The sequence below is a fragment of the Nonomuraea sp. NPDC048901 genome (genome assembly GCF_040649695.1).
In the GTDB taxonomy this organism is placed as follows: domain Bacteria; phylum Actinomycetota; class Actinomycetes; order Streptosporangiales; family Streptosporangiaceae; genus Nonomuraea.
In genome coordinates this window covers 279,224-295,931 of sequence record NZ_JBEZFW010000013.1, presented here as the reverse complement: position 1 = coordinate 295,931, position 16,708 = coordinate 279,224, and the positions used below count along the sequence as shown (strand labels likewise).

The window sequence follows — 16,708 nt, the reverse complement described above, 5'->3', positions numbered from 1 at the left end:
GTCATCTCGCGCTGAGACTGGCACGGAGCCCGGCCGCCGCCCCTCGATCGGATCGCAGTCGTTCAAAAGGAGGATCCATGCTCGAAAACCGCACGTTAGTCCGCACCGTCCTGGTCTCCACGCTGGCGCTGCTCCTGTCCTTAGGGACGGCCGGGGTGTCCAACGCCGCGTCGGCCGGGAAGTCCGGGGTATTCGCCTGCCCGCAGTCGGGACAGCGATTCCAGCTGAGCGGCGATACGACCAAGAGGGTGTACGTCGTGGGCCCGGGCCCTGCCGCGTACGCCGTGCCGGACGAAACCGTCTACTTCCACCTCTGGAACACTTGGGACGGCATCAGCTCGTGGCCCCGCGACACTGTGTCGAGTTGCTTCGGGGGAGCCCGCATGTGGAGCAACGCTTACCTGGTCAGGAAAGACGGGACGAACGCCGTCTACATCTATGACTCCTGGGCGGGTGCGTTCCGCTGGATCCCGGACGAGGCCACCTTCAACAAATACGCCTTCGCGTGGAACAAAGTCGTGGTGGTGACGTACAGTCTGTCGCCGGTCGGCGGGTTCTGGAGCTGACGAACAGCTCGCCGGCGGCCGACAGCGCCTTGGGTCAAGCGCCGGCTCCGCGGGCTGGATCGCAGACACAGCAGTGGGCGAAGCTGAAGGGCCGTTCGCACGCCTCCTGCCAGATGCCGGCGCTGTGCGGACTTCTCGACGCCGGGTTGATCAACCGTGCGATCACGAGCGCCACCACCGCCGCCGCCCCGGACTCGATCAGCGCGGACGCCGCGCTCTGCACATGCGCGCCAGACACGAACAAGTCGTCCACCAGCAAGACGCGCGCCCCGCTCACCCAGTCCGGCCAGAGGATCCGGAAGGCGTCCCGGTGGGAGCGACGGTCGGCCAGCACCGGTGCGAACCTGGTGTCGGCCTCCAGCAGGAGTGGAGGTCGCCACAAGGGAGCCAGCGCGCCCACCTTCTCCACGACCTCCCACATGATGTGGAGGGGCCGGGCAGGTAACTCGGGGTTGTTGCTCGGGATCGTGGCCACCAGTGTGAACGGCCCGCCCGCCAGCCCTTCCAGGCATCGGACATGCCGGTGGTAGAAGTGGGCCACTGTCGCGGCCAGGAAGTCGCCCCGCTTGCGCCGCCCGCCGGCACCGTTGAGGTCTCTCTCCCGGACAAGAACGTCATACAGCTGCGTGTTCCTGGTCGTCAGCGAGATCGGCACCACGTGCTGGGTGTGGCCGTACAGGTTCTCCGTGGTGCGCTTGCAGCTCGCGCAGGTGGCCCAGGGTCCGCCGGTGTGGCCGGCGTTGTTCGGGCCGGAGTGGCAGATCCGGCACACGCCTGGCCGCGTCGGTGGAACGGGGCGAAACAGCGGCAGGAATTCGCGGGTGAACGCCTCGGCGTCACCCATGATCAACAGGTGTTCGTTCGAGGGGTCATATCTACGAGATTGACTGCCTGCTTGGTCAGCTCGTCAATGTCCTGGACGGCAGTCATGCCTCCCCGGATGCCCGCCCGCGCGGCCCACAGTTGTTCCTGGTGAAGCCGCTGGGACAGGAAGACGTACTTGCCGGTGTGCAGCGCCTGCTCGACGTGCCCGGCGGACGCTCCGCCGTCGGCTCCGTCAATGACGTACAGGCTGTCTGCCAATCCGCAGGTCACGACACGTGAAAGCGCGGCGGTCCGGTCGCTTGGGGCGGCGTCGGGCCAGAACGCGGAGATGAGCGCGCCGCAGCCGGCTATCCTCTCGGCCACACTGGCGTACTCGCCTACGGTCGATGGCTCGGTGATGCCGCCTGCCAGGACGGCGAGGGTGCGGCCGCCGGCGTCGAGTGCGGCCTGGTGGACGGCCGCGTCCAGGGCTGAGTGCAGGGGCGCGACGACGGTGATGCCGGCCTGGGCCAGGGCGCGGGCCGCGGCCGTCGCGTGGATGGTGTCGACCTCGCCGACCACGGCAACGGCTCGGTGATCGGTGGGGAGGATGCCGCCGCGGATCCACAGGAACGGCTGCCGGTCGTAGGCCCACATCAGATTGCCGGGGTAGGCGTCGTCAAGCACGGTGACGAGGCGGACGCCGTGACCGCGCATGGTCGTGACGAGGTCGCGCGCCCAGGTCAGGTCGCCGGGCTGGACCCGTGCCGCGACGGAGGCGGCGTGCGCCCGGTCGTCTGTGTCCCGGCTCGCGCAGCCGCCGTCGAGCACTTCCAGGGCGCTACCGGTGTCGAGGATGACCCGGGCGGTGAAGAACCAGGGCCGGTCATGGGTGGCTTTGGTGAGGGCGAGAACGGCGGCCTGCTCGTCGATCGTGGTCATGGTCATCACCATCTCGAACGTGGTTTCGGGGTGAACGTACGCGCCGACACCGACAAACGCGGCAACGGGCTGCGCGGTTCCAGTGGCCCATGGTGCCGGGCTCGGAGTGCCCAAGAAGCGCAAACAACTGTTCCGTTGTCCTTCAACTTCGCGTACGACCGTCCTTGCCGGGTACCGGGGCGCCAGAGAGGGGGAGCCATGACATTGGACGCCATCAGCATGATCAAGTCAGACCATCGCGACGTGGAGCGGCTTTTCGGCCGGCTCAAGAAGGACACCGAGGATCGTCCGGCCCTCCTGGCCGAACTGGCCGCCAAATTCGTCGCTCACTCCAGAGGAGAGGAGGAACTGGTCTACCCGGAGATCGCCAAGACCGTACCCAGTGAGAAGGACCAGGTCCGAGAGGGAGCGGAGGAACACCACCAGGCCGAGCGGATGCTGCTCAACCTCCTGGACGTCGACACCGACACGGCGCAGTTCGACACGCTGCTGAACGAGCTCGTTCTGGCAGTCGCGCACCACGTTCAGGAGGAGGAGAGCGAGATCCTCCCAGCGCTCAAGAAGGCGGTTTCCCGCGAGCGCCTGGAGGAGCTCGGCCGAGCCTTCAGCGAACGCAAGGCACAGGAGATCCAGCACGGTCTTCCGGTGGGGAGCGGTAACAAATCGAGGAAGCAGAGCCGAGGATCCAAGGAACCGAGCAAGGAGGATCTGTACCACCGAGCCCAGGAGGCCAAGGTCCCCGGCCGCTCGTCCATGACCAAGGAAGAGCTCACCCAGGCGCTGCAGAAGAGCGGCAAGGCCTGATCGGCGCGTGGGCCGCCTCGCGATATTGGGACCTTTGACCCTGCCAGGCGCAGCGAGGGCGCCGAATAATGGCAGGTGGGAGGTGACTTCCATGAAAGAAAGTCATGAGCTCCGCTGGGGTGGAGTGGCAGGCGTCGTGGCCATAGTGGTCGCGATCATCGGGCGCCTGGTGATGGGGAACGCGCCGCAGATCACGGAGTCCGCGATGACGATCTCGGGGTATCTGGTCGAGCGCCGGGCCCAGGTGCTGGCGGCGGCACTGCTGTACGCCATCGCGACCGCGCTGTTCCTGTGGTTCGGCGTGGCGCTGGCCACTGCCTTCCGCCGTTCGGACGAGACCAGTGACGCGCCCGCGATGGTGCTCGCGGGGTACATAGTCCTCGCCGCCACCGGATTCATCGGCATATCCGTGTTCGCTGGGATGACCTACGCGGTCACCACGCATCGGCCGCTGCTGGCCATCGCCGCGGGGCCGTATATCTCGCTGACCGTGATGGACGCCATCATGGGAATCGCGCTGGCCGTGCCGTTCGCGGCCTCGGCCGCCGCCATCATGCGCACGCACGTATTTCCGCAGTGGATGGCCTGGTGCGCCATCGTCGTCGCCGTGGTCAGTGTCCTGGGCGCGTTCACGGTCGCGATCACCGGCGGTCCGCTGGCGCCCGGCGGCGCGTTGGTGGCGTTCGTGCCCGGGGTGCTCACCGCGCTGTGGGTGCTGGCCGCGAGCTGGCTGCTCATCCGCGAGCATCTGCCGATCCCGAGCGCCGGAGTAAGGCCGGTGATGGGCCACTAGCCACACGCCACTGGCCACCGCCACCAGCCACCACGCCGGGTGCCTGACCATGCTGGATCCGATCATCGGCATGTTCGGCGCCCGGCGCCCGGCGCCCGGCGAGCGGCGATGGGGCTTTGGGCGAGCCCGCTCAGTCTCCGTGCAGGCCGTCGGGGTCGCAGTAGTCGACCTCGTCCGTGGGCCTGAAGTTGGACACGATGATCTCGCGTTTGAACCGGCCGCCCTTTGGTACGTCCTCGGCCGACACCTCGTACGTGAACTGCTGCATCGTACGAAGCCGGGTACCACCGATGATGATCGGGCGCCGGACCAGGTAGATGGCGGCCCACGGACAGCAGTAGTAGCTGCCGTACGGCTTGCCCCCGGCGTCGGTGGCGTAGGTGATGGCCCCACTGGCGAAGGCGGCGTCGATCTCGGCCTGGATGCGCAGGGTGTGGGCCGCGTCGGGGTCGTACTCCCACATCTCCTTGATCGCTTGCCGGGCGCGGGGATCCGCCTGCCACACGCCGCGCTTCTGCGGGTCGGTCAGGCACCAGGGATCGAAACTGCGGGGGTTCACCGGCGGCGTCGCGACGGGAGGCACGGCCCGTCTCGCGTCCACCCCTTTGTAGCCGGCGATGAGCTGCGGCATCGCGGTCAGCTGGCCGAGGTGGTAGTAGATCTTCAGCGCCCGCTGCAGCCGCTGCTCGATCGCCTCGTGCATCCGCGGGTTCGGGTCGGTGTCCAGCAGCCCTTCGGCGTAGTCGGCGGCGGTCGCGGCCTCGGCGACGAGCTGCCTGAGCCGCCGCAAGGCGTCCATGTGCCGGTCGGCGTCGGCGACCGTCTTCTCGAAGACGCCGAGCGCGACCTCGGCGTGCTGGCGGATCGCGCGCGAGGCGGCCAGCATGCCGTGCAGGTGCGGCAGCGGACACGGGTCGGCCTCGGCCCACTCGGGCAGGTCGGCCGGGAGGAGTAATTCCTGCTCCACCAGGTAGCCGGGATTGCCCGCCGCCTGCCGCGCCCGCGATACCCACCCTTCGACCTGCGCGAAGCACGCGCCCACCTGCTGGGCGGTCACCGGCGGCACGAATCCGGAGGTGCGGGGGTCGGCGGCGTAGTCGGCGTCCAGCAGATGCTCGCCGATGGCCTGGAGGACGAACGCGTTCCACACGCACAGCAACTGCCCGGCGGCCCCCTGCGGGCCGTGCCACAGATTCACCCCCTCCAGGGCCAACCGACCCCGGAGGCTTTCGGCCTGCTCCAGCTCGGTGTACACGATCCCGCCTGCCCGCCGGTACGCCTCGAGCTCGTCGGCCCGGACCTCTCCCTTCAAGGCAGCGGCCATCCGCGTCATCAATGTCGCCATGCGATCCCCCATCCCCATCCCCGTGCGCCGTCCGTCGTAGCGTAAGTCGGATATGGGGGATGATCCCCGGGTAGCAGGAACATTTTGATCACGACTCGGCTCCTGGGACCGACGCGTGCGCGCCGGTCCCAGGAGAGCCGTGCGGGTCAGCTGCCGGGGCCGACGCGCATCATCTGCTCGTTCATGATCAAGAAGGCGCCCAGGCCGTGGAAGTCGTTCACCGGCCGCCCCCGGTTGAAGTAGTAGCTGAGCGAGTCGCTGGCGTTGGTGCCCTCGCTGACGTCCACGAGGTTCGTCCGCCCGTCCTGGCCGAGTGAGATCTTGTTCAGCACCCCCTGGTAGCCCCGGTCGGCGTTGGCGCGGTAGGAGGCGTCCACATAGCCGCGCTCGACCGCCTTCGAGATCGTGTACGTGTACATCGCCGAGCAGGACGTCTCGGTCCAGTTGGCGGAGTTCGTCGTCTCGGTGACCACCTGGAACCACCGTCCGGTCGCCGGGTCCTGCCAGCGGGCGTAGGCGGGCACCAGGTCGCGGATGATGTTGATCAACGCGGTCCGGCGCGGGTGGTCGGCCGGGATGAGGTCGAGGATGTCGATCGTGGCCATGCCGAACCAGCCCATGGCCCGGCACCACGAGATCCCGTTCGTGTTGCCCAGGGACGGCTTCACCCAGGAGGCGGTCAGGCCGCCGGGCTCGTCATAGGCGTGATACAGCAGCCCGGCCGCCGTGCCCGAGGTGCGTCGCAGATGGCTGTGATAGACCTCGATCTGCTTGGCCGGCTCGGTGCTGGTGAAGGTGTCGCCCGCGACCCAGGCGCCGTAGCGGGCCAGGAACGGATCGGCCATGTAGACGCCGTCGCCCCAGAGCTGGCCCTGCCGCGAGTCGGAGGTGGAGTGCCACCAGCCGCCGTCGGAGGTGCGCGGGTAGGTGTTCAGCCGGGTCCGGATCTTGGCGGCGGCGGTGCGGTAGCGGGCCTGGCCCGTCTCCTTGAACAGGGCCAGCAGTACGTTGCCCGCCTGCATGCTGTCCAGGTTGCTGAAACTGTTGGAGATGTTGCCCGAGCTGTCGACGAAGCGGTCGGCCCAGTCCTTGATGTACTGCAGGTAGCGGGCGTCGCCGGTGCGCTGCCAGACGAGATACTGCCCCCACAGGTATAAGCCCTGCGGGTAGCTCCAGCCCCCCAGCGAGCTGGGGGTGAAGCGGGCCATCGTGGAGTCGATGACGGCCTTGGACCAGTCCGTCCCGCCGCCCGTGGTGCCGTCGTCGACGGTGAGCGAGTCGACGTTCGGGCCGCCGTTCGCGGTCGTCGCGGTGGCCCGTACGGTGTTCGTTCCGGCGACCAGCGAGGCCTGTACGGTCACCGTCCGCCAGGTGGTCCACGCTCCGGTGCCCGGGAAGGACAGGCCGGTCGCGATGGTCGTGCCGTTGAGGGAGATGCTCATCGGCCGGTCCACCGTGGTGCCGTTGGCGTACCGCAGGATCAGCTGCACCTGGCGCGCCTGCGGTGAGTCGGTCGCCCATTCGACCGACGAGCCGGCCACGTTGTCGTAGTTGACGAAACCGGTGCCGGTGAACCCGGCGTGGTTGGATTCCACGACGCCTTGCGAGATGGTGGCGTTCTCGGCTTCGTGGAGCGTGGCCGCGGCGACGGCCGCGGGCACGGGCTGGATCAGCAGGGCACCGAGGGCCACCACGGCCACCACTCGATGTCGGATTCTGAGGGGCAAGGGACTCTCCTCACGCTGGTGAGCGCCACAGGTAAGACATCCTATGTCTCACCTGTGAGCTTCTGACCTGTGATGTCTCTCGGCTGCGCTGAGTGCGGTGAAATGCCTGGCGCGCCTTCGCGTGCGTCGAGAGACAGATCCAACCTTTCGCCTGGCGCATAGCCAAACATCCCGACTCTCTCTGTGTCCAGGCGTCAGGACATCCGATCTCTGCTCCGGATGACCATAAGTAGGGTTAGGAAAGTTTCCTAAAGATTGGATCGTTCCAAGATCTAGAATCTGTTGACGGTTGTGACTATTTGTGGGAACACGATGAAAAGCTCCAATCTCTCGCCGAGATACCACCCCCCGCAGGAGTGATCGAATGAACTTACGCAGGTACCGCGTTCTCGCCGGTGTCCTCGCGCTCTTCGCCGGGGCGCTGACGGTCGTGGCCCCTCCGGCCGCCGCGGCGCCCACCCGATACGAGGCGGAGAGCGCCACGATCTCGCAAGGTGTGGTGGAGTCGAACCACACCGGATACTCCGGCACCGGATTCGTCAACGGTGACAACGTCGCCGGATCCTCGGTCGAATGGACCATCAACGCGCCCAGCGCGGGCACCGCCACGCTGGCCTTCCGCTATGCCAACGGCACCAGCGCCAACCGGCCGAGCGACATCGCGGTCAACGGCACCGTCGTCGCCGCGGCGCGGGCGTTCAACGCCACCGCCAACTGGGACACCTGGGCGACGGTCACGCTGACCGCGCCGGTCGTCGCCGGCACCAACACGATCAAGGCCACCGCCAGCGGCGCCGGCGGCAACCCGAACTGGGACTACCTGGAGGCCGAGGTCGCCTCGTCCTCGAACTTCACCGACTACCAGGCCGAGAGCGGCACGATCTCGCAGGGCGTCGTTGAGGCGAACCACGAGGGCTACACCGGCTCCGGTTTCGTGAACTACGACAACGTGGCCGGCTCCTACGTCGAGTTCGCGGTGAGCGCCGCGACCACCGGGCCGCAGACCCTGACGTTCCGCTTCGCCAACGGCACCACCGTGGACCGGCCGATGAGCGTCACGGTCAACGGTACGTCCATCGCGGCCAGCCAGTCCTTCCCCGGCACCGGCGCGTGGACCACGTGGCAGGAGATCAGCCTCAACGCCACGCTGAACGCCGGCGGCAACACGATCAGAGCCACCGGCACCACCGCCAACGGCGGCCCGAACCTCGACCGGCTGCGCGTCAGCGGCCCCGGTGACACCGAGAAGCCGACCGCCCCTGGTCAGCCGGTGTGCAGTGACATCACCTCCAACAGCATCCGGCTGGACTGGCCGACGTCGACCGACAACGTCGGCGTCGTGGCCTACGACATCTTCCACCAGGGCACCCAGATCGCCACCGCGCCCGCGCCGCCGTACACGGTGACGGGGCTGAACGCGGACTTCGCGTACCAGATCTCGGTGTTCGCCCGCGACGCGTCCGGGAATGTGTCGCTGAGCAGCCCGGAGGCGAACTGCCGCACGCTGCCCGCGCCCGCGGACAACCCGCCGTCGCAGCCCGGCCAGCCCACCGTGACCGGCGTGCAGCCCACCTCGGCCACCGTGACCTGGGCCGCCTCGACCGATGACAACGGCGTGCGCGCCTACCTGATCCGGGACCACGCCACCGGCACCGTGCTGCAGACGGTCACCGGCACGCCGCCCGCGACCAGCGCCAGCGTGCCGCTGGAGTGCGCGCACACCTACACGCTCGACGTCGTCGCTCGTGACAGTGCCAACCAGCTGTCCACGCCGAGCGCGGCCTCCGCGTCGTTCACGACCGGCGGCTGCGGCACCGTGCCGCAGACGCCGACCACGATTGCCGGCGGCTGGGACATCCCCTGGGACATCTCCTGGGCGCCCGACGGCTCGTACGCGCTGGTCACCGAGCGGGACTCGTTCAAGGTATTCAAGATCACCCCGTCGGGAACCAAGACGCAGGTCGGCACCGTGCCCAACGTGGTGACCACCGACGGCGAGGGCGGCCTGTTGGGCCTCGACTTCTCGCCCACCTGGAACGGCACGACCGACCAGGAGGTGTTCTTCATGCACACCGCCTCCGAGGGCAACCGGGTCGCGAAGATGAACTTCAACGGCACCACGCTCAGCGGCTACAGCGCGATCCTGCAAGGCATTGACAAGAACCGCTACCACAACGGCGGCCGCATCAGGTTCGGCCCCGACGGCTACCTGTACGTCACCGCGGGCGACGCCCAGCAGAGCAGCAACGCGCAGAACCTCAGCTCGCTCAACGGCAAGATCCTGCGCATCACCAAGACGGGCGCGGCCGCTCCGGGCAACCCGTTCAACACCCGCGTCTACAGCTACGGCCACCGCAACCCGCAGGGCCTGGCGTGGGACTCGGCCGGGCGGCTGTGGGAGTCGGAGCTGGGCAACTCCTCCAGGGACGAGCTCAACCTGATCCAGCCGGGCAAGAACTACGGCTGGCCCACCTGTGAGGGCACCTGCAGCACCTCCGGCATGACCAATCCCAAGTACACGTGGAGTGTCTCGGAGGCCTCGCCCAGCGGCATCGCCATCGTCAACAACACCGTGTTCATGGCGGCGCTGCGCGGCCAGCGGCTGTGGCGGATCGTGCTCAACGGCGAGAACGTCTCGACGGTCAACTCCTACTTCAACGGGACGTACGGCCGGCTCCGCGCGGTGGAGAAGGTGCCGAACGCCAGCGCCATCTGGTTCGGCTCCACCAACTCCGACAACAACGGCAACGGTGACGCCGACGTGATCAGGCGCTCCAACATCCAGTGACGTACGCCCCCTCACCAGGCGGCCGCGCTTCGGCGCGGCCGCCTGCCCCCCGGAGCACACCCCCCACAGCAGCTGGAGAACCTCGCGTGATGGAACCTGACGACAGTGAGAGTAAGCCGACGCGCCGGGTGGTGCTGGGCGGCGCCTTCGGCACTCTGGCCACGGCGGCGCTGAGCGGCGCCACCGCCATCCCCGCTCGTGCCGAGGCGCGGTCGGCGCCCTGGACGCTCGACGTCCGGATGACCTCGGACGCCCAGTGGGCCGCGTTCCTGCGGGAGCAGGACCTGCTGTGGGGCAAGCTGCCCACGCTCTGGCACGAGGGCCCGTTCCTGGGCGACGGCCTGCTCGGCAGCATGATCTACAAGGAGCCGGACGCCAACAAGATCCGCTTCACCACCCAGCACGGGCGCGTCCAGGACCACCGGCCGGAGTTCGGCAGCGGGTTCGGCACCTGCCGGCTGCCCGTGGGCCATCTCACGCTCGACCCCGTCGGCACGATCACCGCCGTCGACTGGCGGCTGAGCCTGTGGGACGCCGAGCTGACCGGCACCGTCACCACCTCGTCGGGGAAGATCACGTTCACCGCGTTCATCCATGACGAGACGTTCGTGGCCAGCGCCTCGGTCACGGGTAGTGAGCAGGTCCGGTGGACCTTCCACCCGGAGGTGGCCGACAGCCCCAGGCAGGCGTCGGAGGACCCGCCGTCCGGCTACACGCACAACCCGGCCTACACGACCAAGACCACCGGCGACGTCAAGCAGGTGCTCCAGGGGCTGGCCGGGGGAGGGCAGACCGCCACCGCCTACCGGCAGAGCGGCAACCTCCTGCTGCTGTCGGTCGCCCACAGCTTCCCGTCCAACACCGCGGCCGAGACGGCCTCGCTCGGCCGGATCCAGAACGCGGGCACCTACGACACGCTGCGGGCGGCGCACCGGACCTGGTGGCACGCCTTCTACCGCAAGAGCTTCGTGTCCTTCCCAGACCAGCGGCTGCAGAGCTTCCACTGGATCCAGCTGTACAAGGTGGCCTCCGCCACCCGCGCCGGCGCGCCGGTGATGGCGACGACCGGCCCGTGGCTGGAGCCCACCCCGTGGCCCGGCGTGTGGTGGAACCTCAACGTGCAGCTGGAGTACTGGCTCATCCACGGCTCCAACCATCTGGAGCTCGACTCGGTCACCAGCACGCTCGACCAGAACCGGGCGCAGCTGACCGCCAACGTGGGCAGCGCGTACCGCAGCGACTCCTCGGGCGTGGGCCGCAGCTCGGACATGTTCGCCACCCGGAGCGTCGGCACGCCCGGCAGCGGCGCCGAGGTCGGCGACCTGACCTGGGCGCTGCACAACGTGTGGCTGTCCTACCGGCACACGATGGACGACGGGCTGCTCAGGGACACGCTGTTCCCGCTGCTGCGCCGGGCGATCAACTACTACCTGCACTTCCTGGCCAGCGGCAGTGACGGCAAGCTGCACCTGCCGAGCACGCTGTCGCCCGAGTACCCGACCGTCCCGCCGCAGGACACCAACTACGACCTGGCCCTGATCAGGTGGGGCTGTCAGACGCTGCTCGACTCGGCGGCCCGCCTGGGCGTCGACGACCCGCTGAAGACCAAGTGGCAGCAGGTGCTCAGCACACTCGTGTCGTACCCGACGGACACGAACGGCTACATGATCGGCGGTAGCACGCCGTACGCGCAGTCCCACCGCCACTACTCCCACCTTTTGATGATTTATCCCCTCTACCTGGTCAACTGGGATCAGACGGGCAATCGCTCGCTGATCGAGAAGTCGATCGTCCGGTGGCACGCCCTGACCGGTGCGCACCGGGGCTACAGCTACACCGGCGCCGCCTCCATGTACGCCATGATGCGGCGGGGCGACACGGCGCTGTCGTACCTGCTGAAGTTCTTCGACCCCTCGACGTCGTATCCGTGCCGGGCCAACACCCACTACACCGAGGCCGGACCGGTCATCGAAACGCCGCTGTCGGCCTCGCAGTCGATCCACGACCTGCTCTGCCAGAGCTGGGGCGGCGTCGTCCGCGTCTTCCCCGCGATCCCGGGCTCGTGGCCCGACGTCACGCTGCACGACTTCCGTACGCAGGGCGCCTTCCTCGTCTCCGCCGTACGGCAGGCAGGTACGACCCGCTTCGTCCGGGTCAGGAGCCTGGCGGGTGAGCCGCTCAAGCTCGACCACGGCCTGACCGGCACGGTCACCGCGGTGCTCGACGACGGCACTCCCGCCACGGTCTCGGACCTGGGCGGCGGCGTCCTGGGCATCACCCTGCCCAAGAACCGTGAGGTGCTCGTCTACGCGGGCGCGGTCCCGGACCTGGTCATCGCGCCGGTGCCGATCGCCACGCCGGGCGCCGCCTGGGGCCTGCCGGGCGCGAGCACACCGCCGCCGCCGGGCCGCTACGAGGCGGAGGACGCGACGATCTCGCAGGGCATCTTCGAGAACTCCCACACCGGTTACAGCGGCACGGGCTACGTCAACGGCGACAACGCGGCGGGCGCCTTCATCGAGTGGGCCTTCGAGGCGGCAGCGGCCGGCACGGCGACGATCAAGTTCCGGTACGCCAACGGCACCACGACCAACCGGCCGTCGGCGATCGCCGTCAACGGCACGACGGTGTTCGCCACTCGTGACTACGCGAGCACCGGCACGTGGGACACCTGGGTCACCGACACCTTCACGGTCCCGGTCAACGCCGGGGCCAACACGCTGCGGGCCACCGCCACCACGGCCAACGGCAACCCGAACATCGACTACATCGACGTGGCGACCGCCTCGGGGGGCGGCACCGACTACCAGGCAGAGGACGCCACGATCTCCCAGGGCGTCGTGGAGTCCAACCACACCGGCTTCACCGGCACCGGCTTCGTCAACCTCGACAACGTCACCGGTTCGTACGTCGAGTTCGCCGTCACCGCCGCGGCCGCGGGGCCCGCCACGCTGACGATCCGCTACGCCAACGGCACCACGGTCAACCGGCCGATGGCCATCGCGGTCAACGGCGGCACAGCCGTGAACCGCGACTTCGCCGGCACCGGGAACTGGGACACCTGGCAGACCGCCACGCTCACCGTCCAGCTCACGGCGGGGGCCAACACGATCAGGACGACCGCCACGACGGCCAACGGGGGCCCCAACCTCGACAAGATCACAATCGGATAGGAAGCCATGGACATCACCCGACGCCAGCTGGGGACCCTCGTAGGCGCCGCGCTCCTCACCCCGTACCTGCCCGCCCGCCCGGCCGCGGCGGCGGTCGCCTGGCAGCTCATGTGGGCGCCGGAGGCGTCGTCGGTCGGGCTCGGCGCGTTCGAGACGATCGAGGACGACCGCGCCGACTCCCACCCCGCCGGTCAGCCGCACATCTTCGCCGAAGGCAACAACTTCCGCTTCAACATGCACACGGTCGACCGCGACACGATGACCGACCGGCAGCGGCAGGAGGTGACCGGCACCCGTAACCCCAGCGGCTACCTGCAGTGGCTGAAGGGCGAGACGTGGCGGGTCACGTACTCGATGTTCATCCCGAGCTCGCTGAAGGCGACCACGACCTTCACCCACATCAGCCAGACGAAGATGCCGGGCACCGGAACGCTGCCCATCACCACCACCTCGCTGCGCCGGGTGAATGGCGTGCAGACCATCGAGCACACGATCTACGAGCAGGGCATCCTGGTCGGCCGGACGAACCTGGAGCCGCTGCAGGACAAGTGGATCGACGCCGAGTACGAGATCAAGATCGGCGACGGCAGCGCGGGCTCGGTCCGCTGGGTGCTGCGCGACGGGAGCACCACGCTGGTCGACGCCACCAAGACCGGCGACACGTTCCTGGGCGACCGGGTCCGCCCCAAGTGGGGCATCTACCGCTCGCTCGGCGACACCTCGGGCTCGCTGCAGAACTGCTACATGCTGCTCACCAACATGCGGGCCTACAAGCAGGTGCAGGTCACCGCGACCCGCCTGGAGGCGGAGAACGCGACGATCTCGCAGGGCGTGGTCGAGTCCAACCACGCCGGCTTCTCCGGCACCGGCTTCGTCAACTCCGACAACGTGGCGGGCGCGTACACCCAGTGGGAGTTCCAGCAGGGCACCGCGGGCCCCGCGACCCTCACCATCCGGTACGCCAACGGCACCTCCGCCAACCGGCCCATGGACGTCACGGTCAACGGCACCGTCGTCGCCTCGGGCCTGAGCTTCGCGGGCACCGGCGCCTGGACCACGTGGGCGAGCAAGACCGTCAACGCCAACCTGGTCGCCGGCGCGAACACGGTCAGGCTCACCGCCACCACCGCCAACGGCTGCCCGAACCTCGACTACCTCGACATCACCGGACCCTAGGAGCACGCATATGTCCCGTGTGTCGCGTACGGCGGTCTTCGCCGTACTCGCCCTCCTGCTCGGCCTGCTCACCGCACTGCCCGCCCGGGCCGACCTGCAACACCCGCGCCAGGCGTTCCTGCGCAACTCGATCGCCGGCCTCTTCCTGCACTGGGGCGAGCGCACCTCGCCGCAGCACACCAGCTGCAGCGGCTGGGAGGCCGACGTGACCAACGGCGGCTGGAGCGCCTCCTACTGGGTCAACGAGGCCAAGAAGCTGCACGCCCAGTACATCGTCCTGGCCACCTTCCACAGCAGGCTCGGCTACGCCCGGCCGTACCCGTCGTCGATCCCGGGCTCGTGCCGCACCACGCGGGACTTCCTGGGCGAGCTGATCGACGCCGCCGATGCGCAGGGGCTGAAGGTCATCAACTACATGACCGACGACCCGCAGTGGCACAACGAGGGGCTCAGCTCCGGCGACTGGCTCAACTCCTCGGCCTTCTCCAGCTACGTCGGCCACAACGTGGACCTGACCACCCGTGACGGGTTCGGGGAGTTCAGCTACCTGCAGTTCTTCGAGCAGATGCAGCGCTATCCGAAGCTGGCCGGGTTCTGGATCGACAACGACAACGCCTACTGGGAGAGCAACAACCTCTACGCCAAGATCTACCAGCAGCGCCCGGACATGACGATCTCGAACAACAACGAAGACACGCCGATCATGGACATGATCAGCAACGAGCAGAAGACCGGCATGTCGCCCTCCTACGACTACCCGCAGGCGGTCTACACGGCGCTGCCGAGGCTGATCGAGGCCGACTTCAAGCTGCCGACCGGCGGCCCCTGGTGGTACGGCGGGTCGGACGAGGCGGTGGACCGCAAGCTCACGCTGGGCCGGCTCATCACCAACGCCGGATCGTCGGTGAAGGCGCTGATGGCCGAGACAGCGATGGTCAACGGCAAGTTCCCCGCCCAGCAGGTGAGCTTCAACAACTTCGCCAACACCTACCTGGAGGATATCTGGGAGTCGCTCGGCGGCACCGAGGGCGGCGGCTACATGTTCGGCGGGCTCAAACCGGGCTTCTGGAACAACGGCGCCCACGGCGTGACCACGATCTCCAAGACCGATCCCAACCGGCACTACATCCACGTCATCACGCCGCCGTCCGGCAGCACGCTGTCCGTGCGTGACAACGGCTACCGGATCAGCTCGGTGACGAACCTGCGTACCGGCTCGCCGGTGACGTTCACGCAGGCCAACGGGACGCTGACGCTGAGCGGCATCTCCTCCTGGGACCAGTACGACACGGTCTTCAAGGTGATCTCCAGCGGCCGTGAGGGCATCTACAGCGGCGTCTCGCTCTCGGCGAGCTCCTCCACCAGCGGGCACGGCGCCTCGGCCGCGGGTGACGGCGACTACCTCACCTACTGGGACAGCAACGCCGCCGAGCCCGCTTCCCTGACGTTCGACCTGGGCTCGGCCAAGCGGATCCAATACCTGGCGTTCAACCAGCGGGAGGACTCGACCGTCTATCCGTCGTCCGGGTCGGCCCGCATCTCCGGCTACCAGGTGCACGTCAGCAACGACGGGTCGAGCTGGGGGAGCGCGGTCAAGACCGGCACCGTGCCGAACGCGCGCGGCGTGCAGTTCATCGACCTGACCGCCACCACCGCCCGCTACGTCCGGCTCACCAAGACCGGCCACCACGGCGTCTCCCGCTGGCGGGTGGACGAGGCGTGGGTCGGCGGCCAGTACGCGGCCGGCGGCGGCACGACACCTCCGCCGGGCCGCTACGAGGCGGAGGACGCGACGATCTCGCAGGGCATCTTCGAGAACTCCCACACCGGTTACAGCGGCACGGGCTACGTCAACGGCGACAACGCCGCCGGGTCCTACCTGCAGTGGTCCATCACCGCAGCTGCCGCCGGCACCGCGACGATCAAGTTCCGGTACGCCAACGGCACCACCACCAACCGGCCGTCGGCGATAGCCGTCAACGGCACGACGGTTTTCGCCACTCGTGACTACGCGAGCACCGGCACGTGGGACACCTGGGCCACCGACACCTTCACGGTCCCGGTCAACGCCGGGACCAACACGATCCGCGCCACCGCCACCACGGCCAACGGCAACCCGAACATCGACTACATCGACGTGGACGTGACACCGGGCGGCGGCGGAACCACCACCGACTACCAGGCCGAGGACGCCACGATCTCCCAGGGCGTCGCCGAGTCCAACCACACCGGCTTCACCGGGACCGGGTTCGTCAACTACGACAACCTCGTCGGCTCCTACGTCGAGTTCACGGCGAACGCCGAGTCGGCCGGGAACGCCACGCTGACGCTGAGGTTCGCCAACGGCACCGCGGCCAACCGGCCGATGGACGTCACGGTCAACGGCACCCTCGTCTCCGACGAGCTCGCCTTCGACCCGACGGCGAACTGGGACACCTGGACGACCAAGTCGATCACGGTCCCGCTGAACGCGGGCGCCAACACCATCCGCGCCACCGCCACCACGGCCGGCGGCGGTCCGAACCTCGATCGCGTCACGATCGGTTGAACCCCGGCCGCCGTGCGGGCGCGGACGCTTCGCACGGCGGCC

General features: G+C 68.5%; 11 protein-coding genes. 7 read left to right on the top strand and 4 right to left on the bottom strand.

The annotated features are described in order from the left end of the window. Positions 1-77: 77 nt before the first annotated feature. Positions 78-566, top strand: coding sequence for a hypothetical protein (locus AB0C30_RS38530; protein WP_357953322.1), 489 nt, complete (start codon positions 78-80; stop codon positions 564-566). A 34-nt stretch (positions 567-600) separates the two neighbouring features. Here the strand turns inward: AB0C30_RS38530 and AB0C30_RS38525 are convergent, their stop codons facing one another. Beyond that, a complete protein-coding gene (locus tag AB0C30_RS38525) occupies positions 601-1,416 on the bottom strand; it encodes a hypothetical protein (protein WP_357953321.1) in 816 nt (271 codons plus the stop codon). Next, positions 1,413-2,312 (bottom strand): DNA-processing protein DprA, encoded by a 900-nt coding sequence (locus AB0C30_RS38520; RefSeq protein WP_357953319.1) that lies wholly within the window; start codon positions 2,310-2,312, stop codon positions 1,413-1,415. Before AB0C30_RS38520 ends, AB0C30_RS38525 begins: the two co-directional genes overlap by 4 nt. 198 nt (positions 2,313-2,510) lie before the next feature. Here AB0C30_RS38520 and AB0C30_RS38515 point away from each other — a divergent pair, with 198 nt between their 5' ends. Beyond that, positions 2,511-3,116, top strand: a complete 606-nt coding sequence (locus AB0C30_RS38515; protein WP_357953317.1) for a hemerythrin domain-containing protein — start codon at positions 2,511-2,513, stop codon at positions 3,114-3,116. A gap of 91 nt (positions 3,117-3,207) precedes the next feature. Then, positions 3,208-3,909: a hypothetical protein gene (locus AB0C30_RS38510; RefSeq protein WP_357953315.1), complete on the top strand. Its 702-nt coding sequence runs from the start codon at positions 3,208-3,210 to the stop codon at positions 3,907-3,909. Between the two features lie 130 nt (positions 3,910-4,039). Here AB0C30_RS38510 and AB0C30_RS38505 read toward each other — a convergent pair whose 3' ends face one another. Then, positions 4,040-5,254 (bottom strand): hypothetical protein, encoded by a 1,215-nt coding sequence (locus AB0C30_RS38505; protein ID WP_357953313.1) that lies wholly within the window; start codon positions 5,252-5,254, stop codon positions 4,040-4,042. 146 nt (positions 5,255-5,400) lie between these two features. After that, positions 5,401-6,981 carry a glycoside hydrolase family 88 protein gene (locus AB0C30_RS38500; RefSeq protein WP_357953311.1) on the bottom strand — a complete coding sequence of 527 codons (1,581 nt, stop codon included), beginning with the start codon at positions 6,979-6,981 and terminating at the stop codon, positions 5,401-5,403. Between the two features lie 364 nt (positions 6,982-7,345). On the opposite strand from AB0C30_RS38500, the gene AB0C30_RS38495 reads away from it, so the two are divergent. The 4 genes from AB0C30_RS38495 (at position 7,346) to AB0C30_RS38480 (ending at position 16,666) form a co-directional block, all read left to right on the top strand. Next, on the top strand, positions 7,346-9,769 hold the full coding sequence (locus AB0C30_RS38495; RefSeq protein ID WP_357953309.1) for a PQQ-dependent sugar dehydrogenase: 2,424 nt from the start codon (positions 7,346-7,348) through the stop codon (positions 9,767-9,769). Positions 9,770-9,858: 89 nt separating this feature from the next. Beyond that, complete coding sequence (locus AB0C30_RS38490) at positions 9,859-12,942, top strand: carbohydrate-binding protein (protein WP_357953307.1); 3,084 nt, start codon at positions 9,859-9,861, stop codon at positions 12,940-12,942. Positions 12,943-12,948: 6 nt separating this feature from the next. Next, on the top strand, positions 12,949-14,118 hold the full coding sequence (locus tag AB0C30_RS38485) for a carbohydrate-binding protein (RefSeq protein WP_357953306.1): 1,170 nt from the start codon (positions 12,949-12,951) through the stop codon (positions 14,116-14,118). A gap of 10 nt (positions 14,119-14,128) precedes the next feature. Continuing rightward, positions 14,129-16,666: a carbohydrate-binding protein gene (locus AB0C30_RS38480; protein WP_357953305.1), complete on the top strand. Its 2,538-nt coding sequence runs from the start codon at positions 14,129-14,131 to the stop codon at positions 16,664-16,666. Positions 16,667-16,708: the final 42 nt, after the last annotated feature.